The sequence below is a fragment of the Gemmatimonadota bacterium genome (assembly GCA_040882465.1).
In the GTDB taxonomy this organism is placed as follows: domain Bacteria; phylum Gemmatimonadota; class Gemmatimonadetes; order Longimicrobiales; family Gaopeijiaceae; genus JBBEBG01.
Map to the genome: position 1 here is coordinate 14595 of JBBEBG010000004.1, position 19423 is coordinate 34017.

General features: G+C 68.2%; 18 protein-coding genes. 6 read left to right on the forward strand and 12 right to left on the reverse strand.

From position 1 onward, the window contains the following. The first annotated feature begins 40 nt into the window (after positions 1-40). The 3 genes from WEG36_01340 to dacB all read left to right on the forward strand — a co-directional run bounded on the left by WEG36_01340 (position 41) and on the right by dacB (position 3867). Positions 41-520 carry a transcriptional repressor gene (locus WEG36_01340; protein ID MEX1256236.1) on the forward strand — a complete coding sequence of 160 codons (480 nt, stop codon included), beginning with the start codon at positions 41-43 and terminating at the stop codon, positions 518-520. After that, complete coding sequence (locus WEG36_01345) at positions 469-2067, forward strand: FAD-binding oxidoreductase (GenBank protein ID MEX1256237.1); 1599 nt, start codon at positions 469-471, stop codon at positions 2065-2067. Before WEG36_01340 ends, WEG36_01345 begins: the two co-directional genes overlap by 52 nt. A 156-nt stretch (positions 2068-2223) precedes the next feature. Further along, positions 2224-3867: a D-alanyl-D-alanine carboxypeptidase/D-alanyl-D-alanine-endopeptidase gene (gene dacB, locus WEG36_01350; GenBank protein ID MEX1256238.1), complete on the forward strand. Its 1644-nt coding sequence runs from the start codon at positions 2224-2226 to the stop codon at positions 3865-3867. Between the two features lie 13 nt (positions 3868-3880). Here the strand turns inward: dacB and WEG36_01355 are convergent, their stop codons facing one another. Further along, on the reverse strand, positions 3881-4135 hold the full coding sequence (locus WEG36_01355; protein MEX1256239.1) for a hypothetical protein: 255 nt from the start codon (positions 4133-4135) through the stop codon (positions 3881-3883). Positions 4136-4152: 17 nt separating this feature from the next. After that, positions 4153-5205 (reverse strand): hypothetical protein, encoded by a 1053-nt coding sequence (locus tag WEG36_01360; protein MEX1256240.1) that lies wholly within the window; start codon positions 5203-5205, stop codon positions 4153-4155. 229 nt (positions 5206-5434) lie between these two features. Between WEG36_01360 and WEG36_01365 the strand changes: the two genes are divergently transcribed. From WEG36_01365 to WEG36_01375, 3 genes are read left to right on the forward strand one after another with little or no spacing between them, the layout of a single operon-like run. Then, entirely contained in the window at positions 5435-6145 is a 711-nt protein-coding gene (locus tag WEG36_01365) for a hypothetical protein (protein ID MEX1256241.1), read from the forward strand. 11 nt (positions 6146-6156) lie between these two features. Beyond that, complete coding sequence (glp, locus tag WEG36_01370) at positions 6157-7503, forward strand: gephyrin-like molybdotransferase Glp (GenBank protein MEX1256242.1); 1347 nt, start codon at positions 6157-6159, stop codon at positions 7501-7503. Further along, positions 7500-7946 (forward strand): M23 family metallopeptidase, encoded by a 447-nt coding sequence (locus WEG36_01375; GenBank protein MEX1256243.1) that lies wholly within the window; start codon positions 7500-7502, stop codon positions 7944-7946. Before glp ends, WEG36_01375 begins: the two co-directional genes overlap by 4 nt. A gap of 69 nt (positions 7947-8015) precedes the next feature. Here WEG36_01375 and WEG36_01380 read toward each other — a convergent pair whose 3' ends face one another. The 10 genes from WEG36_01380 to WEG36_01425 all read right to left on the reverse strand — a co-directional run bounded on the left by WEG36_01380 (position 8016) and on the right by WEG36_01425 (position 19394). Then, the gene (locus WEG36_01380; protein ID MEX1256244.1) at positions 8016-9005 is read right to left on the reverse strand and encodes an electron transfer flavoprotein subunit alpha/FixB family protein; all 990 of its coding nucleotides are present in this window, start codon (positions 9003-9005) and stop codon (positions 8016-8018) included. Between the two features lie 13 nt (positions 9006-9018). Beyond that, complete coding sequence (locus tag WEG36_01385) at positions 9019-9768, reverse strand: electron transfer flavoprotein subunit beta/FixA family protein (protein MEX1256245.1); 750 nt, start codon at positions 9766-9768, stop codon at positions 9019-9021. Between the two features lie 16 nt (positions 9769-9784). Then, on the reverse strand, positions 9785-11197 hold the full coding sequence (locus WEG36_01390; protein MEX1256246.1) for a Na+/H+ antiporter NhaC family protein: 1413 nt from the start codon (positions 11195-11197) through the stop codon (positions 9785-9787). Further along, complete coding sequence (locus tag WEG36_01395) at positions 11194-11841, reverse strand: DNA-3-methyladenine glycosylase (GenBank protein ID MEX1256247.1); 648 nt, start codon at positions 11839-11841, stop codon at positions 11194-11196. Before WEG36_01395 ends, WEG36_01390 begins: the two co-directional genes overlap by 4 nt. 66 nt (positions 11842-11907) lie before the next feature. Continuing rightward, entirely contained in the window at positions 11908-13875 is a 1968-nt protein-coding gene (locus WEG36_01400; protein MEX1256248.1) for a PIN domain-containing protein, read from the reverse strand. Positions 13876-14041: 166 nt separating this feature from the next. Next, positions 14042-15634 carry a class I adenylate-forming enzyme family protein gene (locus WEG36_01405; protein ID MEX1256249.1) on the reverse strand — a complete coding sequence of 531 codons (1593 nt, stop codon included), beginning with the start codon at positions 15632-15634 and terminating at the stop codon, positions 14042-14044. Between the two features lie 114 nt (positions 15635-15748). Beyond that, positions 15749-16867 carry a 3-dehydroquinate synthase gene (gene aroB / locus WEG36_01410; protein MEX1256250.1) on the reverse strand — a complete coding sequence of 373 codons (1119 nt, stop codon included), beginning with the start codon at positions 16865-16867 and terminating at the stop codon, positions 15749-15751. A gap of 5 nt (positions 16868-16872) precedes the next feature. Continuing rightward, complete coding sequence (folK, locus tag WEG36_01415; GenBank protein MEX1256251.1) at positions 16873-17343, reverse strand: 2-amino-4-hydroxy-6-hydroxymethyldihydropteridine diphosphokinase; 471 nt, start codon at positions 17341-17343, stop codon at positions 16873-16875. A 31-nt stretch (positions 17344-17374) separates the two neighbouring features. Next, positions 17375-17959 carry a hypothetical protein gene (locus WEG36_01420; protein MEX1256252.1) on the reverse strand — a complete coding sequence of 195 codons (585 nt, stop codon included), beginning with the start codon at positions 17957-17959 and terminating at the stop codon, positions 17375-17377. 7 nt (positions 17960-17966) lie between these two features. Continuing rightward, positions 17967-19394 (reverse strand): hypothetical protein, encoded by a 1428-nt coding sequence (locus WEG36_01425; protein MEX1256253.1) that lies wholly within the window; start codon positions 19392-19394, stop codon positions 17967-17969. Positions 19395-19423 lie beyond the last annotated feature (29 nt).

The following is a 19423-nucleotide window of genomic DNA, read 5'->3' on the forward strand; positions in this document are numbered from 1 at the left end:
CCGCTGGGTGCGAACGCTTTTGCCGGGAGCTTTCGCACCTATGGCCAGAGCTATGCAGACACCGAGCCTCACCGCCGACGACATCCTCCGCCACGCCCTCGAGGCGAACGGTCAACGCTTCACGGACCAGCGCGCGGCCGTGTACCGATTCCTCGTGTCCACCGACAAGCACCCGACCGCGGACGAGGTGTTCCTCGCGGTACGGGCCGAGATCCCGGTGATCTCTCTCGCGACCGTGTATAAGAGTCTCGAAACGCTCGTGGGATGCGACCTCGCGGTGAAGCTCTCCTTCGGCGACGGATCGGCCCGCTACGACGGCCGCACCGATCCGCATCACCACGCGCGCTGCCTCCGCTGCTCGCGCATGTTCGACCTTCCCGGACGTCCCCCTTCCCAGGACCTCGCGGAGTTCGAAGACCGCCCCGAGGGATTCCGGGTAACGGGGTACCGCCTCGAGCTGACCGGGTATTGCAGCGCCTGTTCTCCGAAGCCCTCACGAGAGTCGCTGGAGCCGGTCTGAACCATCTCTCGCGGCCACTCACCTTTCCGGCCGCCTTCCAGGGAACCGTCTTTCAGGGAGAGGAGGCCGCGCGCCGGGCCTCCCTGGTCTCCGGCCCCTTCTCCGCGAGTCCCGCCGCGTACGTCATCCCGTCCGGAGTGGAGGGGCTCGCGACGCTCGTGCGCTGGAGTTGGAGCGAAGGAATTCCGCTGATCCCGCGCGGCGGCGGAACGGGGATGCCCGGGGGAAATCTCGGGCCCTTCATCGTCGTCGAGATGGACGGCATCGGACGCGCGGCCGCCATGCTTTCGCCGGAGGAAGGGCGGATTCAGGCGGACGCCGGGGCGATCGCCTCGGATGTGGAGCGCCTTGCTCGCACCCACGGGAGGTTTCTCCCCTTCCTCCCGTCGTCCGCGCGGTGGTGCCAGATGGGCGGGATCGTCGCGAACAACGGAGCGGGAGCCCGGAGCTTTCGCTACGGCTCCGTGGCCGCGTCGCTCCTTCGGATCGAAGGATTCTTCGCCTGGGGGGAGCCCTTCCAGGTCGGTGCCGACCTCCCCGTTCCCGACGAATTCCGGAGGATCGAAGACGGCCTGAGGGAAAACCCGGGAGCGGCGCTCCCCGGGTGGCCGAAGCTCCGCAAGAACTCTTCCGGATACGCCCTCGACCGCTACCTCGCGGCGGGGGACCCTGCCCAGCTCCTCGCGGGGAGCGAGGGGACGCTCGCCATCATCACCCGTGTCGAGCTCCGCGCGCTTCCCCTCCCTCCCGCGCGCGGCCTGGCCGTTCTCGCGGCCGGATCCTCCGAAGAGCTGACCCGGATCGCCCTCGGCGCTGAGGCGCTCGGGACGGTCACCTGCGAGTTCCTCGGACGGCGATTCCTGGAGATGGCCGACGTCGGAAGCGATCCCGAGGTCGGCGCTCTGGCGGAGGGAGCTTATGCACTCGTCCTCCTCGAGACCTGTGGGAGTGAAGAGGAGGTAGAAGCGGGACTGGCGGGCGCCCTGAGACTCGGCGAATCCGCCGGACGGGGAGCGGTTGTGGCGAGGGAGCCGGACACCGTCGCACGCCTCTGGGGCCTCCGGCACGCCGCGGGCCCGATGATCGCGCGGGAGGCCGGTCGCGGGCGGATCTCCACCCAATTCATCGAGGACAGCGTCGTCCCGCCCGAGCGGCTCGGCGCCTACCTCGACGGGCTCGACGAGATCCTGGCGGCGCACCGGTTCGACGCCCTGGTCTTCGGCCACGCGGGAGACGGGAACGTCCACGTGAATCCCCTCGTGGATGTTGGGAGCTCGGACTGGGAAGCCCGGGTGCGTGGAACGCTCGACGAGGTCGTGGAGCTCGTCGCGTCGCTCGGGGGGACTCTTTCGGGCGAGCATGGGGACGGCCGGCTCCGTGCGCCCTTCCTGTCCCAGATCTGGGCGCCCCCGCTTGTGGAGGCGTTTCGGCGCGTGAAGGATGCCCTCGACCCACGGGGGATTCTCAACCCGGGAGTCGTGATTCCTCGCGCGGGACAGGATCCGCTGGAGGGGTTGACGCCGAGGCCGCGCTCTTATCCAATTTGAGGGCGGGAATGAATGGCCGCCCCTCGGATCAGGTGCTTCAGTCTGGGGCCCGGATCTTGCAACGTCTTCGATCTCGTAGCTTGCCCAAAGGCCCAGGGTCTCCACATCTTCCGAGCGGCAACGTAGCCGGCAGCTTCCAGAGAACGGACTGAATCCTTGATCCGACTTCAACCCGGACTCGTGCTCGCGCTGGGAGCCGCGCTGACCCTCCAGATCCCGCTGGAGGCCCAGGATACCGCCACTTCTCCGAACCTTTTTCCACTCCAGAACGAGATCGCGCGGCTCGTCGGAAGCCCCGGATGGCGGGGCGCCGAATGGGGAGTCCTCGCGATCTCCCTCGAGCGCGGCGACACGCTCGTGGCGCTCTCCTCCGAGGCCCGGCTGGCCCCGGCCTCGAATCAGAAACTTTTTACGAGTGCGGCGGCCCTTTACCACCTCGGTCCGGAATTTCGTTTCCCTACGTACATGCTGACGGACGGGACGGTTCGGGACGGGATCCTGGACGGAAACCTGATCCTTTACGGCACCGGAGATCCGGCGATCTCGGACCGCATCCTGTCCGGGCCCACCGAGCCGTTCCGCGAGTTTGCGCGGGCCCTGGCCCGGTTGGGGATCCACACGGTAACCGGAGACGTGATCGGCGACGCCTCCTTTTTCGAAGGACCGTCGCGGCACCCCTCCTGGAACGCCCGCGACCTCGACGATTGGTACGCCGCTCCGGTCTCCGCCCTCACCTTCAGCGAAAACGTCGTGACGCTCCAGGTGCGCGGTGGCGAGCCGGGGACGACCCCTCAGCTCGCCACCGATCCGCCGGGTGCCGGCATCCTCGTCACGAACTCGGCAACCACCGTGAGCGGAAGGCCGAGTTCCCCCGTACTCCTGGTTCGCGACGGGCCCGAGGGGGCGATCGAGCTCCGCGGAGAGGTCCGCTCAGGCGCCGGGGAGCTCTGGCGGGTCCTCACGGTCGCGGACCCGGCTGCGTACGCCGCCTCCGTGCTCCGGCACGTTCTCGCCGAGGAAGGGATCCGCATGGAGGGATCGGCCCGCGCGCTTGGACCGGAGGAGACCTCCCCGGTCACCCGCGCCAACGTCGTCGCGCCCGCTTTCGATCGCGGCGGCGCGGCCCCGCTTCGGACCCTCGCGGTGCACTACTCGCCGCCGGTCCGCGAGCTCCTCCAGGTGATGAACAAGGTGAGCCACAACCTCTACTCCGAGCTCTTCCTTTTCGCCGTGGGCCGCATCACCACGGGGACCGGTTCGTTCGCTTCCGGCGCGCAGGCCCTCACGGACTATCTCATCAACGTCGTGGGAGTCGCACCCGGGGACATCTACATCGAAGATGGCTCGGGGCTCTCTAGGTTCAATCGCGCGACCGCGTCATCCTTCATCTCGCTTTTGACGCACGTCTCGGAGACCTCGTACGCCGACGACTTCTGGGCCTCGCTCCCCGAAGCGGGGAACCGGAGGGAGTTGGGGCGAATGTATCAGTCGCTGGCGGCTGGGAATCTTCGGGCGAAGACGGGGACGATCAGTCGCGTCTCCGCGCTCTCCGGTGTCGTCCGTGGCGTGGGGGGAGAGCCGATCCTCTTCAGCATCCTCTCGAACAACGTCCCCTCGACTTCGACGGCGAAGAGCGTGGAGGACCGGATCGGGATCGAGCTGGCTTCGTTTTCGCGAAGTTGGGGACCCTCCGAGGGCGAACTCGCCAGGGTCGAGTACGGGGATTACGGACCGCGTATGAACCCCGTTTCTGAAGTCTCCGAGGCCTTGGACGCCTCGGTGGACGCCGCCCGGCGCTGAGGGCGGGGCTTTCCTACGCCGGGGGGCTCGCCGCCCTGCCTCTGGCGGAGCGGAGCCGACGCCGAAGCTCCACTTCCGACATCGTCTGAAGAGTCCGCCGCGCGCTCAGTTCGCTGTTCCAGCGCACGTCGTGCAGCTCGATCTCTTCTTCGGACTTCGCGCCGACGGGGCGCGCCACGAAGCTGAAGCGCCCCTTGAAGTCGAGCCCCGGCCGCTCCAGGACGCCCGCCGTCCAGCTCCGCCCGTGCTCGTCCTTGAATTCTCGCATGCCTCGGTGCGTCTCCATCATCGAATGCGTTCGAGCTCGATCAGGTCGAGGATCGGGCTTCCGGTAAAGGCCGCCGCGCCGGCGCGCACCCGAGCCAGGACCCGGATGGACTCGAGGGGGGTCAAGCTTCCCACATCGTCCAGGTGCTCCGGAGGCACCGCCACATAGACGAAGCTCCGGTCCTCGTCGAGGGAGCGCGTGAGGAGGAAAGGTTCCCCCTCGCGAAAGTCGGTGCGGACCTGTTCGGCCCTCTCGAGAGAGATATACTGGAGCCGCATCTCGACGAGGCGGCCGCGGAACCGATCGTACTCTCGCGAGAGATCGCCGGCGCGCACGTCGGAGAGGATCGTGGGCTCGCCGCCGAGGGGTTCAGTGCCGGCCTCGACGGAGGGAACCCAAACCCATCCCTCGAGCTGGATGCGGGCCCAGTTCCCTTGTCGGGATACGATGCGGAACTCGGACCCGGGGTGCGCCTGTCCCAGCGTGTCGCCATCCGGAGCCGAGAGAATCGCGGCCCCCTGACTACCTCCCCGGAGCCAGTCGCCGCCGAGAGGTGCGGCGTTCGCCACCGGCGGGCTCGTCCCCGCGGCCGGCGCTGCCGCGACCGCCGGCTGGGCCGCGTCCAGGGAGGCGTTCCAGATCCAACCGGTTCGCCGGACCTCCACCCATCCCGGAATCCGCTCGAGCTCTTCGAGGACGGTGCCGGTGAGGAGCCGGCCGGCGATCCTACCGGCGGGGACATCGCGAAGGTTCTCTCCGTCAGCCACCGAAATGACCAGGCCGTGGGGCCCCGTCGTCTGGCGGTCCTGCACCGAGGGCATCCAGATGAACCCCTGGATCGTCGCGCGCGCCCAGTTTCCATCTCTTTCTTCGACGGAGACGCGCGTGCCTTGAGCGAGCTGTCCGAGGATTGCCCCATTGGGCTCCGCCCGGAAGTTCTCCTCCACACGAACGACGGTTTCCTGCGCGTAGAGGGGGGTAGCATGCGCGACCGTCCCGCCGATCCCGAAGAGGGATACCGCGACGCCGGCGAGGGGAATCGCTCGAAGCGTCGGCGGGCAAGGAACCATCAGCGGAAACGAACCGGGAGCGAACGGGTTAAAGGAACGGCGCCGGAGAACAAAATCTGACGGAGCCCCGGGAACCCGTCAAATTCCGCGGGGCGCGCGCATCGACGGGTTGCAGCCTCGCGGATCGCCTGGGTAGCTTCCCGCGGCCGAGCCGGAAGGGTGCCCCGATGCGGCCGCAACCACCCATTCGACCCCGAGCTGGAGCCGGACCCACTTCGATCGGAGCCCGATGCGCCCTGTCATTCCCTTCGCCCAGCCGGCTGTCTTTGTCTGCGTCCTCGCCGCCATCCTGTGCGGACCGGCCGGCGCCGCCGCCCAGACGGTGCCTTCTCCGTACGAGTTCATCGAAACCCGCCATGAAGTGAGCGTGTTCGGGGGAACGGCCACGGACGACCGGGGCACCCTCCGCCTGGGTCCCGGGGGCGGACCGATGTTCGGCGCGCGTTACGCATTCGATCTCACGGGAGTCTTCGCGATCGAGACGGGCTTCTCTTATCTCATGGCGGACCGGGAAGTCTACGATCCCGAGGTTCAGGCCGTCGAGCCGGAGCTCCTCGGAGTGGCCGACGCGCATGTGGGCATCCTCGACGCCCGCGCCCGCCTCAACGTCACCGGCCCCCGCACCTGGAACCGGCTCGCTCCCTTCCTCTTCACGGGTATCGGCATCGCCTTCGATCTCTCCGGAGAAACCGAGCTCGATGACGGTCTGGATCCGACTGCGCGTTTCGAGTTCGGTCCCTCGTTCGCCGGAACGTTCGGCGGAGGGGTCCGCTGGCTCGCCGGCGACCGATTCGGAGTCCGCCTCGAGAGCACGGTGCACTTCTGGCGCATCGCCCATCCGCTCGGCTTCCGAACGCGCCAGCAAGACCTGCAGGCGGTGCCGGCGGACGAATGGTCACAATCGATCGCAGTGACGATCGGAGCGACCTACCGCTTCTGAGGAGCGGGGCGATGCCAGAATTCGAGACACGAAAGGCGGACTGGGTCCCCTTCAGGGACGCCCTGAGACATGTCCTCGCGTCCGCCTCTCCCCTGCCGTCCCGCCCCATACCACTCAACCAGGCCGCGGGACTCGCCCTTGCGGAGACGATTCGAAGCCCGCTGACCCTCCCCCCCGGACCGACCTCGCATATGGACGGATACGCGGTGCGGGGAAGTGACCTTTCCGCGGAGCGGAGCTCCGGGGATCGTGGGGACTCGAAGGGGGAAGGACCGCGCCTGCGCGTCATCGGGCGGAGCCTCCCCGGGCGGCCCTGGGGTGACCCGTTGGAAGCGGACACGGCGATCCGGATCATGACGGGCGCACCCCTCCCCGAGGGAGGGGACACGGTCGTTCCCGTCGAGCACACGGACCGTGAGGCCGGTGAAGCGGGGTGGGTCCGGGTCGAGCTTCGGGGCGAAGGGGGTCGCCCCCGCATCGAAGTGGGACAACATGTGCGTGGCCCCGGGGAGGAGATGAAAGAGGGCGACGTCCTCGGGAGGCCGGGAGACACGCTCGGATTCGGGCTCCTCGCCCTCCTCGCCGCCGCAGGCGAAACCAGGGTGTCCGCCCATCCGGCGCCACGTGTGGCCCTTCTCGTGACGGGCGACGAGCTGGTCCCCCCAGGGGATCGCGCCGGCCTCGAGGGCGGAATCCGGCGCGCCGACATCCTCTCTCCCTCCCTCCCTCTCCTCCTCGCCCAAGCGGGCGCCGCTCCCCTCACGCCGGTGCGCGTTCGGGACGACATGGAGGCCCTTCTCGACGCGCTCGCTGCCGCATCCGCGGAATCGGACCTCGTCATTACGACGGGAGGCGCCTCGATGGGGGAAGCCGACCTGGTCAAACGGGCGCTCGAGGCTCTGGGAAGCGAGCCCATCTTCTGGCGCATTCGAATGCGCCCCGGGAGCCCCGTCAGCCTGAGTCGCCTCCCACGATCAGCTGGAGGCGGGATGGTCCCGGTGCTCGGCCTCCCCGGAAATCCAGTGTCGGCGATCGTCACCTGCCTGACTCTCGCCCTCCCCGCGATCCGCGCGATGGGTGGGCATCGCGCCCGCCTCCTCAGGCGCATCCGCGCCACGGCCCGCGATTCCTTCTCCGGCCCCGAGCATCTGACCCGGTTTTTCCGCGTGACCCTCTCGCCCGAGGAGGACGGGGGGCTCGGAGCGCGCTCCGCCGGGCCCCAGGGATCCGGAGCGATCCAGAGCATCGCGAACGCGGACGGTCTCGCGGTCCTTCCGGAGGGGGCCCCGTCTCCGGAGCGGGGCGCCCCCGTGGACGTCCTCCTCCTCCCCTCCTCCAGCTGGACGGAGGCCCCATGAGACGCGGAATCCTCCTTTCGATCGTCGCCGCGTCCGGGGCCCTCGCCCCGGGATGCACGATCCCCCGGATCCCGGTCGAGTCCGCCGTGACCTCTCCCTTCGGCGTGAGATGGAGCGGTGTTCTCCCGCGGGTGCATCGGGGCGTGGACCTCCGCGCCGCGCAGGGGACGCCGGTTCACCCGATGGCATCGGGTCGGGTGCGCTTCGCCGGGTGGATGGAGGGATACGGCAACGTCGTCTGGCTCGATCACCCCGGCGGGGTCCTCTCCGCTTATGCCCACCTCTCCGAGATCCACGTCACGCAGGGTGCGCCGGTCGAAGAGGGTGCGCTCCTCGGCCTCAGCGGAAGCACCGGAACCGTGAGCGGCCCGCATCTTCACTTCGAGGTTTGGAAGGGGGGGCGTCCGGTGGATCCGATCGCCTACCTCGGCGCGCGGCCCTGATCGCAGGTCACAGTCCGAGAGGGGGCAGTGGGGGATGTGCGGAGTGCTCCGCGCGGTCTCCGCCGCCGCTCAACTCTCCTTCCGCGCGCGTATCTCGGCCGCGAGTCGGGGTACAACCTCGAAGGCGTCCCCGACGATCCCGTAGTCGGCGACGCGGAAGATCGGGGCGTCCCGGTCGCGATTCACGGCGACGATCGTGCGCGCCGTGCGCATGCCGGCGAGGTGCTGAACCGCGCCGGAAATCCCGATAGCGAAGTAGAGGCGCGGTGCGACGGTTTTCCCCGTCTGTCCGACTTGCTCGGAATGCGACCGCCATCCGGCGTCCACAACGGCGCGGGAGGCGCCCAGGCCCGCCTCGGAGCCGAGCGCGGCCCGGAGCTCCTCGAGCATCGCCCAGTTCGCCGGGTCTCTGAGACCACGCCCCCCGGACACGACGATCGCCGCTTCGGAGACGTCCGGGATGTCACCGCCCTCCGGTTCGAAGGATAACCTTCGCGTCGGCCACCGCTCCGGATCGAGAGCGAGGGACAGGGGCTCGATCTCCGCGTGGGAGATCCCTTCCACGGCGGAAATGGCTCCGGGACGAATCGTCGCGAGGACCGGGGCCGCGTCGTGCTCGATCGTGGCGTTGGCCTTTCCCGCGTAGACCGGGCGGACCATGCGCACCCGCCCGCCCAGCCCCGAGATTCCCGTCACGTCCTGCGCGAGCGGAAGGTCGAGCAGGGCGGCGACGCGGGGCGCGAGGTCCTTCCCGGTCGCGGTCGCCGAAAAGAGCACCGCGGCGGCGGTACCTCCCTCCCGGATCATCCCGGCGAGCGCCTCCGCGTATCCCTCGGGCCGGTAGTGCGCGAGCGCTTCATGCGATCCGACCCGGATCCGGCGCGCACCGAATGCTTGAGCGGCATGCACCGTCTCTTCGATTCCTGGCCCACCGAGCACGATCCCCTCGGCCTCCCCCCCCAGATCGCGGGCCAGGGCGGCCGCGGCCGACACGACCTCCGCGCTCACGCCGCGAAGACGACCATCCCTTTGCTCCAACACGGCGAGAACACGGGTCATGCGCGAGCCTCCCTCACAACGCCCCCGCCTCGTCTCGGAGGAGGCGGACGAGCTCGGGCACGGCGTCGGGACCTTCGCCCACGATCCTTCCCTCCTTCCGCGCCGGCGGCAGCTCCAGAGCGACGACCCGCACGCGGGGGGACACGACTTCGGCTTCGCGCACCTCGAGCGGCTTTTTTTTCGCCGCCATGATCCCCGGTAACGACGGGCGCCGGAGCTCGAAGGGACCTTTCGTGAGCGTGACGACCGCCGGGAGTGTGAGCTGCACACGTTCGCGGCCCCCCTCCACCTCGCGGACCGCGATCAGGACGCCGTCGCCTCCCTCGATCTCCGATACGCAGGTCGCGCAGGCCCACCCGAGGAGGGTCCCGAGCATCGGCCCCACCTGTTCCTGGTCGCCGTCAACACTTCGGACACCGGCGAGAACGAGGTCCGGGCCCTGGGCCTCGACCGCGGAGCGGAGGATCTTGGCGGTCGCGAGGCCGTCCGGGCCCGACACTCCGCGGCACAAAACGCCGCGATCGGCGCCGACCGCAAGCGCCCCCCGAAGTGTCTCCTGGGCGGATTCGTCCCCAAGGGTGACTACGGTCACTTCCGACGCGCGCCCACTCTCCTTCAGCCGCAGGGCGGCTTCCAGGGCAAATTCATCGTACGGATTCATGACGAAGCGGACGCCGGCCGCATCGAAGGTCGTGCCGTCCGCGGAAATTTGGATCCGGGTATCCGTGTCCGGCACCCGTTTCACGCAGACGAGAATCTTCATGCGGCCCCTCCTCCCATCACATCGCCAACCCGGCGAGGGCGAAGCAAAGCGTCGCCACCGCCCCCGCAAGGAGAGCGTACGGAAGCTGGGTCCGCACGTGGTCTATGTGGTCCGTGGCCGCGGCCATCGAAGAGATGATGGTCGTGTCGGAGATTGGCGAGGAGTGGTCCCCGAAGACGCCTCCCGAAAGGGCCGCCGCCACGAAGGGCGAAGCGGGAAGGCCGAGCGTGATCGAAGCCGGCACGACGATGGGAAGCATGATGGCGAAGGTCCCCCAGCTCGTCCCCGTGGAGAAGGCGATTCCGGAAGAGACGAGGAAGATGACGGGGAGAAAGATCACCGGGGGCAGGACCCCGGCCGTCACGCTCGCCACGTAGACTCCGGTCCCGAGCGCGCTTGCGACCGACCCGAGGGCGAGGGCGAGGACCAGGATGAGCGCCAGGGGGAGGAGTCCTCCGCCCCCTTTGAGCCCGGTGCTCACCAATTCGTCCAGGGTCGCGCCCCGCTGGGCGAGGAGAAGGGCCCAGCTCACGGCCAAAGCGGCGAGAACGGCCCAGAGGACGGAGGTGGACCCCGAACCGGCCCGGAAGTCACCCTCGCCGGTGATCCAGAGCCCGAGAGGCATCATGAGGACCATCACTGCGATCGGAAGGAGCATGTTGACGGCTCTGGGCTCGATCCGCTCGTTCGGCGGCGGCGAGAGGATCTCCTCGTCAATCAACGGCCGCGCTTCCGGCCAGTGCAGGAGCCCCTCCTGCGTGCGCCGCTCCGCCGCCCTCATCGGCCCGAAGTCGAGCTTCCAGACGATCGTGGCTCCGGCGAGGAGGACCGCGGCGATCGCGTAAAAGTTCAGGGGGATCGCGCCGATGAAGACCCCGAGCGGATCCTCGACTCCCAGCCCGCTCAGGATCCCGAGATTGTACGCGCCCCAGGCGTTCAGGGGGATCAGGATGCAGATCGGGGCAGAGGTCGAGTCGATGAGGTAGGCCAGCTTCTCGCGCGAGACGCGAAAGCGGTCGAAGAGGGGACGCGAGACGGCCCCCGCCACGAGCACCGTGATGTTCGATTCGATGAAGATGACGAGCCCCGTGACCCAGGCGAGACCCTGCGCCCGCTTGGGCGTGGTCACCCACTCACGGTGTTCCAGGTATCGCACGAAGCCGCGTACCCCGCCCGAGCTTTCGACCGTCGCAATCAGCGCACCGATCACGAGAGTGAAGAGGATGACGTTCGCGTTTCCGGAGTCACCGAAGACACCCACGATCTCCGCGATGGCCCGGGCGAGCCCGGCGAGGGGATTCCACCCCTCCACGATCGTCCATCCGATCCAGACGCCGGCCGCGAGGGAGAGATAGACCTGGCGGGTCCAGATCGCGAGGACGATCGCGAGGACCGGGGGGAGGATCGAAATCCAGCCGGGCTCGATCATATGGCGGTTCGCTCGATCGAAGGTGCCGGCCGCCCCTGAGAGACGTCCGGGTGTCCGGAAAGGAAAAAGCGAAGCGGCCAATCTGCCGCCTCGCGGATCCCGATGCGAGGGGAGACCTTGACCACCTCCCCGGGTCCGGGCGCTCCGTCGAGGAGGAGGAGGGGGGGCGCCGTGAGGGAAAGGTCGTTGTGCTCGCCCTGTATGGCGAGTGCCTCACAGAGTCGTGCCGGACCGTTCGTCAGATCCCCGCGGCGCCCACGCCGCCGAGCCATCGTCTCCCGGCCGATTCCGGCTTCGATGGCGCGAACGAGAACGGCCTGTGGGTCCCCCGCCGCTCCGGTGACGACGTTGAAGCACCAGTGCATCCCGTAGACGAAGTAGACGTAGGATCGCCCTGGCGGGCCGAACATGGGAGCGTTCCGCGCCGTGCGCCCGATGCGGGCCGCCGCATGGCTCGCCGGATCGTCCGGACCGGTGTACGCCTCTACTTCGACGATCCTCCCGCCGGTCGCGACGCCTCCCACCAGAGAGAGAAGGGTGCAGCCGAGAAGGCGTGGGGCGACCTCCTCGGCGGGCCCTTCGAGGCGCCCCGTGGCCAGCGGCTCCAGCCCCAGAACGAGCGAACGCCATGCCCGATCGGACATGGCGTTCGCATGCGAGGGCGCGGGCCGTCGCGCGCGGCGGGGCGAGCTCGGCAACTTACCCGGTCGTCAACGTCCGCCGCGCGTCCGGCGAAGCCGAGGCTGGAGGAGGGAGGGAGGCTCGCCCCCGAAGTCGTCGCCTGGGGACGCGAGAGCCTCGGCGGCCTCAGCCGGGATTCCGGCCGCAACCGGCTCCTCCAGCTCCACTCGTGTGGAACCCTCCCCGGGCGCCCCGGTCTTCGGCGGTTCGAAGGGGGTGGGATGGGCGTGCTCGCCGCGCGGCGCCCCCTGTCCCTCCCCGAATCGCTCGCGCCGCCGCGCGAAATCCGCCGTCCATCCTTCGAACAGCTTCTCGGCCCGGGCGGGGGGAAGAAGCTGCGCGACGCGCGCGGGGTCGGTCTGGAGGACGACGAAGAGACGGTCGCCTAGCGCATCCACGAGCGTTTCAGCCGTTTTTTTGCCGACCCCGCCGTAGGAATTGGTGAGGTACTGAACCACACTGTCCGGCTCAGTCGGGAGACGGAGCGCAACCGGATCCAACGCTTCACCAGGGGGAACGCCCGTCCTCTCGGACGCGGTCACGGCTCCTTCCCTCCGGGGACGAGATACCACCTGGCCCTCGAGGAAGGGCGGGGGTTCGTCGCCGCCCGTTCGGCCGTGGGCCGTTCCTTCGCGTGGCCGGAGCCGGCTCGCGACCGGCACGTCCACTCCGGAGACGGCCAGTTTCGGGCCGGTCATTGCCGCCGCACCGTCGGTCCCCGCTCCCGTCAACTGGAGGCCAGGTCCTTCGGGCGGTGCGGTCTTCGGCCCGAGGGCGACCTCGTAGTTCCCGCCTTCGCCCTTGCGGAGGTCGATCACCTCGTGATCGTGCGCCTGCTTGAGGAAACGCGAAAACTTGGGGAACCCGAGGTCCGCCTCGTCGAATCCGGCCTGCAAGGCGAGCATCCGGCGCTTCACGTCCGAGTCACGGACCGCGTCGGAGTCCTCGTCCGCGAGGAGCTCGGTGATGGCCTGACGGAGAAGTGAGTACGCCGCCGCGAGGGAACCGCGATCGGGCGCCGGGAGCCCGGCTCCCGCCGGCGCCCGTCCTTCACCCTCCCCGGCGCTCGCAGGCGCTTCCCGCATCCCCTCTTCCCTCGCACGACTGGAGTCACTGGACCCGCGCGACTCGCCGGTCCCGCGCCCCCGGTCGCCCCGGCCGCGCTCGGGGCGGCGGCCACCTTCGCCACCTCTCCGATCTTCGCCCTTCTTCACCCCCTTTCCGGGAACGATCTCGTATTGACCGTTCTCCATCTTCTGGAGCTGCACCAGGCCTTTCTTCCCCGCCTCGGAGACGAAGCGCGAGAACTTGTTGAAGCCGATGCTCTTTTCGTCGAAGTTCGGATCGATCTCGAGCATGACCTGCTTCAGGCGATCCGAGCGCATGACGTCGCCGCGGCGTCCCATTTGCTCGACGGCACGCTCCACGAGCGCCCATGGATCCGACGGGCTCGCGCCCCCGATTTCATCCGTCTTCCGGAGACCGGAGAGGGAGGTGTAGGAGTAGTACTCGTCGCAGTTCTGGACGAGGATGTCCGAGGAAGACTCCTGGATCCCCACGCCGATGACGTATTTCCCGTACTCCTTCAGCTTGAGCACTAGGGAGGAAAAGTCGGAGTCCCCGGTGAGGAGGATGAAGGTCCCGATCTCCGGACGGGTGAAGACGAGCTCGATCCCGTCGATCGCCATCCGGATGTCGGTCGCGTTTTTTTTGCTGCTCCCGTACGCCGGGGCGAAGATCAGGTCGATCGAGGCCTCGGAGAGAGGGACGATGTACTGCGGATACCGACGCCAGTCGGCGTAGGCCCTCTGGACCGTGACCTTCCCCCGAATGACATCGGAGGAGAGGAGCGTCTTCAGCTCCTTCGAAAGGTCGCTCCGCATCCCCATCGTGACGTTGTCGAAATCGATGAGGAGGGCGGCGTTCGGCGCGTGGGGAGAATGAAGGGCGACGCCGGTCCCCTCGATGTGGGGGGCCCTCGAAAACGGAATGCTCATAGGATGTGCTCGAACTCTCGCAGCGGAGAGGGGGTTTGGAGTCCCCTCTCGTGAATTATTGCCGCGAAACCTCCCCACCTGCCCCCCCATCCGCCTCGCTCCACACCATGCGGAGAACGAGGTTCTGGATGACCGGGGGACGGGTCAGGGGAAGTCTCTCGGAGACTCATGGCGCCGGATCTTCCCGGTGCGCCTCGAATAGGCGTCCGAGTCCGACTCGACGTACTTCCCCGGTTCCCGTCTTGGGAAGCGACTCGACGAAACGCACGAGATCCGGAGCTTTGTAGCTCGCCAGCGTGCGGCGGCACCACTCCCGAACCTCGTCCGCGGTCACGATCGCACCCTCCACGGGAACTACCAGCGCGCAGACCGCCTCGCCGAGGAACTCGTCCTCGACCCCGATCACGGCCGCGTCTCGAATGGCCGGATGGGCGTGAAGGCGGTCCTCCACTTCCCGTGGATAGACATTGGAACCACTGCGAATGATAACCTCCTTGTGCCGCCCCACCAAATGAATGGAGCCCTCCTCGTCTACCATTCCGAGATCCCCCGTCCTGAAGAAACCCGCGCCGTTGAAGGACTTGGAGGTCTCCTGCGGCTGGCGGTAGTAGCCGCGCATGACCCCGGGACCACGCACGGCCAGCTCACCCAGGCTCTCCGGGGGAAGCTCGGTTCCGCCGGCGTCGAGGACCCGCACCTCGGTCCCGGCGACCGGCCGTCCCAGCGTCAGCCACCGGATCCCCGGGGGATCGTCAACGGAAGTCACGGCGAGGGTCGAAGAGGTCTCCGTCATCGAATAGGCCGCGAGCATATTGGGGCAAAGCTCTCCTTCCACCTGCCGAAAGAGGGCTTCCCCCATCGGCGCCCCCGCGACGAGCCCCGTGCGGAGGGCGGAGAGGTTTCGCGGGAGCCGCCGCTGCTCCCTGAGCTCGGCGGCGAAGACGGTCGGGACACCGTAGTGGACGGTGACCCGGTGCTTGGCGATCAGATCGAGGGCCTTCCCCGCATCGAACTCCAGCTGCATCACGAGCGGCGCCCCGGAAAGGGCGGATCCGAGGAGTCCGGGACCCAGCCCAAAGACATGAAAGAGGGCGGTGACTCCGAAGACGCGGTCCCCGGGGCCCAGGCCGACCGCCTCTGCGGTGACCGCGGCGGCATGCAGGAGGCCACGCGCCGACAGCTCCACACCCTTGGGTTTTCCCGTCGTCCCGGACGTGTAGACGATCGCAAAAGGTTCGTCGGGACTCCGCTCCTCGGCGCGGGCGAAGCTGCGCCCCCGGCCCGCGGATACGAGGTCCTCGAACTGGAAGATGCGGTCGTCGTACCAGAGGTCCTCTTGCCCGACCGTGACTACGTACTGGAGCTCGGGCAGAAGGGGAAAGAAAGTCTCGAAACGCTGGAGAAAGTCCACCCCGTGGAAGCTTTCCACGGTGATCGCGCAAACTGCTTCCGAGTGGCGAAGCATGTAACGCAGCTCCGGCTCCGTGAGTCCGGGATCGAGGGGCACGAGCACGGCGCCGAGCTTCGCGACGGCGAAGAGGGAAACGACGAACTCGGGACACCCCGGGAGGACGATCGCAACGCGATCTCCCACCTCGATCCCCAGGTTCGCCAGGGCCGCGGCGAGGGCCTCCGATTCCTCTTCGATCCGGCCGAAGCTGACCGCGCGGTCCTCGAAGATGAGGTAGGTCCCCAGTGGATCCGACTGCGCGCGTGCCGCAAGGGCGCCGGAGATCGTATGTCCTCGGGAGTGCTCCATCGGCGCCATCTCAGTTCCAGGAGGGGCTCGGAAAGTCGGGGAGCCGCGACGTCCGCGGGAGGCCGGAACCGCCACCCGCGCCGGAGTGGAGAATAGAAACGCCTCGGACCCGCGTCAAAGGGCCTCCGGGGCCGCCTCCAGGAGCACTTCCCGCACGAGCTCGGGGGCGGCCGCATGGCTCCACCCGATCCCCGGATCCACCGTCCCGAGGTCGCGAAGGAGAACGTATCGCGCCACTCCCTCCCGCACCTTCTTGTCTCGAGAGACGAGGGCGAGAAGGCGCTCCGTGTCCACGGCCTCCGCCGGATCTCCCGAGAGTCCGATCCGTCCCACCGCCGCCGCGATCTCATCCGCGACGCCGGCGCGCGTCACCCCCATCCGCTCCCCCAGCCTCGCTTCCAGGACCATCCCGATCGCGACAGCGTTTCCGTGGGGAAGCCGGTACTGCGATGCCGTTTCAAGCGCGTGGCCCAGGGTGTGTCCGAAATTCAGGATCTGGCGAAGCCCCACCTCCTTCTCGTCCCGGCTCACGACGCTCGCCTTGAGCTCCACCGATCGGGTCACGACAGCGGCCGTCGCCAGGGGCGCACCCCCGAGGAGCGCGTCGGCTTCCTCGACGATGCTCCGAAAATATTCCGCGTCCAGGATTGCCCCATGTTTGAGGGCCTCTGCGAGCCCCTGACTCCGTTCCGCGCGCGGCAGCGTCGAGGTGAGGTTGGTGTCCGCGAGGACGAAGCGCGGCGGATGAAAAGCGCCCACGAGATTTTTCCCGGAAGGGAGGTCCACGCCCGTCTTCCCGCCGACCGAGGCATCCGCCATCGCCACGAGCGAGGTGGGGATCTGCACAACCGGGATTCCCCGCATGTAGGTCGCCGCCACGAAGCCGGCGAGATCTCCGGCCACCCCGCCTCCGAGGGCGATCACACAACCGTCGCGCCCGACGCCGGCCGCCACGAGCTCGTCCGTGAGCCTCTCCCACTCGGCGCGCGTCTTCCGCTCTTCTCCCGCGGGAAAGGTGTGAACCGAGAGTGCGACGCCGTCCGCGGTGAGGAGGGAGACGACACGGTCCCCATGGATCGAATGGACGCGCGCATCCGCGATCAGGGCGTACCGGTGTACATGTGCGTGGCGACGGAGAAGGAGGGGGAGATCTTCGAGGACGCCAGGCCCGACCACGACCGGATATCCAGCCTCCTTACCCGCTTCCACGCCGACCTCCCAGCGGGGACCCATGCCGGTCACGCCCCCCACTCCTTCGCCGCGGCCGCCATCCCGGCGAGAGCTTTCCCCGTTCGGGGATCCCTGAGATCGCCCGCCACTTCAGCGAGAAGATCCCGGACGAAGGGACGCCCTTCCCAGCGGGGGTGCGGAAGGGTCAGGGAGGGGGTCTCCAGAACGAGTCCGCCGAAAAAGATGATGTCCACGTCCAGGGTGCGCGGCCCGAAGCGAACGCCCCGGACCCTCCCTGCGGACAGCTCGGCTTCCCGCGCCCAGGCGAGAAGCGCGAATGGATCCGGAGCGCCATGGCCGCGCAACGCGAGATTCAGGAAGTGCGGCTGGGTCACCGGACCCCAAGGTGCCGTCTCGATGGTCCGGGAGATGGCGTCCACGACGATCCGGTCGCCCAGGTAAGCCAGACCGAGTCGCAGGTACCCGGCGCGGTCGCCCTGATTGGATCCCAGGGAAAGGATGAACGGGACGGACTCCATCCCTCCGGCGCTGGGCTCGAGGATCACTCGCTCAGGACCGCCTCATGTGCTTTTTCGGCACGCCCTTTTTCGGCACGTCCTCGTCTGGCACGCCCTCGTCCGGTGCTCGTCCATATCGGTCCCGGACCCGGACTACGTCGTCGAGCTCCGGCGTGCTCACTTCCAAGATCGTGCAGTCGGAAATCGCCTCCATGCGATGTAGCGTTCCCGGAACGATGCGGAACGACTCCCCGACCATCCAGGCGACGGGCCCCAACGTGTTGATCCCGCTTCCAACCTGAAGCCGCACCTCTCCTTCCAAGAGGAAGAGAGTTTCGTCCTTTTCTTCGTGGAGCTGGAGCGAGAGGGCTTCACCGGCACGAACGTGAAGGAGTTTTCCCGCGTAGTCGTCGGTGTGCGCCCAGATGAGCTCGTACCCCCAGGGTTTCTCCACCCGCCGAGGGGCGCGGCTCACCGCATGCGTGTCTCCGCGCGCCGCATCCACGACAGACTCGGGTGTCCCGAGTTGCCCTCCATCCCTTCGCCCCGGTGTCATCGAGAACAAGCTACCCCCTCGCGTCTTTTGCCTCCAGCCCCCGCCGCGTCGAGTTCGGCCGACTCGAGGCGGGCGTCTCATCGAGTTTTCAGCTCCAACCGCCGGAGATCTGCCCGGCGGGACAGGCCTGCCCGGGGCTCAGATTCGGGTTGTTGTCGAGCTCGCGGAGGACGATGGGAAAGGCGATGTCGTCTCCACCCGCAATCCCAGCCCCCTTCACGGGGGGAAAGAGATTGATGGTGACGGCCGGATCGCGCCGGAGGCGGCGTGACGTCGCCTGACGGTCTCCGGTGAGCCAGAGCTCCCGGGCACGTTCGTCCGCGACCCGCTTCACGTCCGCCGTCAGATCGCCGGTAAGCACGAGGGGCTGAAGGGCACTTTGCGGCGAGGGCGGCGCGACTCCCCACCGGAGTGTCGCCCGGAGTGAATAGTCCGATCGCAGATCGTTCAGGAGTCCTTCCGCGGCCCCCGTATTTCCCTGCCGAACCAGAACCTCCGCGCGGATCAACTGGGCTTCGACGCCCGAGGCCATCAAGATCTCCGCTTCGGGCCGGCTGTACAGCGTCTGCAGAAGCACGGGAATGGACCCGTGGAGCGTGGTGAATCCGGGCGGACGATTTCGGATCAGATTGAGACCGATGAACTGCCCGAGGTGCTCCCACGCCTCGTTTCCGCGGATCGAAGAGCTCCCGTCTCCCACCGTCCAACGGAGCCCCTCCGTGTCCCCGTACGTGAGCGTATAGACCTGGTTGTACTGGTCCGGGTTGCGATTGGAATACTCGGAGAGAAAGGCGAACGAGCGGGGGACCAGCACGGCGAGTGCCGCAGCCTCCGCGTAGTTGCCGAGCCAGAGGTGCGCGCGCGCCTGCCCCACGATCGCCGCATGCCGGATGTCCGCGAGCCCGGCGGCCGCCGCGAGTGTCTGGGCCTCCGCGAGAAAGGTGATGGCCTCGTGAACGCGGGCATCCGGCATGACGGGAGCGGTCTCGGGAAAAACGCCGGTGAGAATGCTCCAGCAGAAGAGCTCGGCGAGCCAGAGCCGCGTGTATCCGCCATACAGCGTGCCGAGCGCGATTCCCTCCTCCATCTGGTCCAACACTTCCTCGAAAGCGGGATCGGCGAGGCGGGCCTCTAGAATGACGACTGTCGTGTCGGCCTGGAACCGCGCCGCGTGAAGGGGCGTGTAGAGCTCGTCCGTAACCGAGGCGTTGCTCGACAGAATTCGACGCCGGTCCACGTCGAAACGATCCGGGAAGGTTCCTCCGAGGATCATCTCGTCCGTCAGAAGGGCGGCGTACCGGGCCACGTTGTCCGCCGAGGCGTTGTAGCTCCCCACCATCCCGTTCACGAGCGTGGGAACCCCGGCGGGTCCCGCCGCGTCCAGGTCCCCCGGGACGATGACCCCGGACGTCTCCACATCCAGGATTCCCTCGCACCCGCAGATTCCCACCAACGAAGCCGCGAGCAGGACGAGCCCTCGCCGCGAACCGCACCCCCTCTCCCATACCCTGGTCATCTAGGCTGCTCCCCTGGTCCGGGAATTCG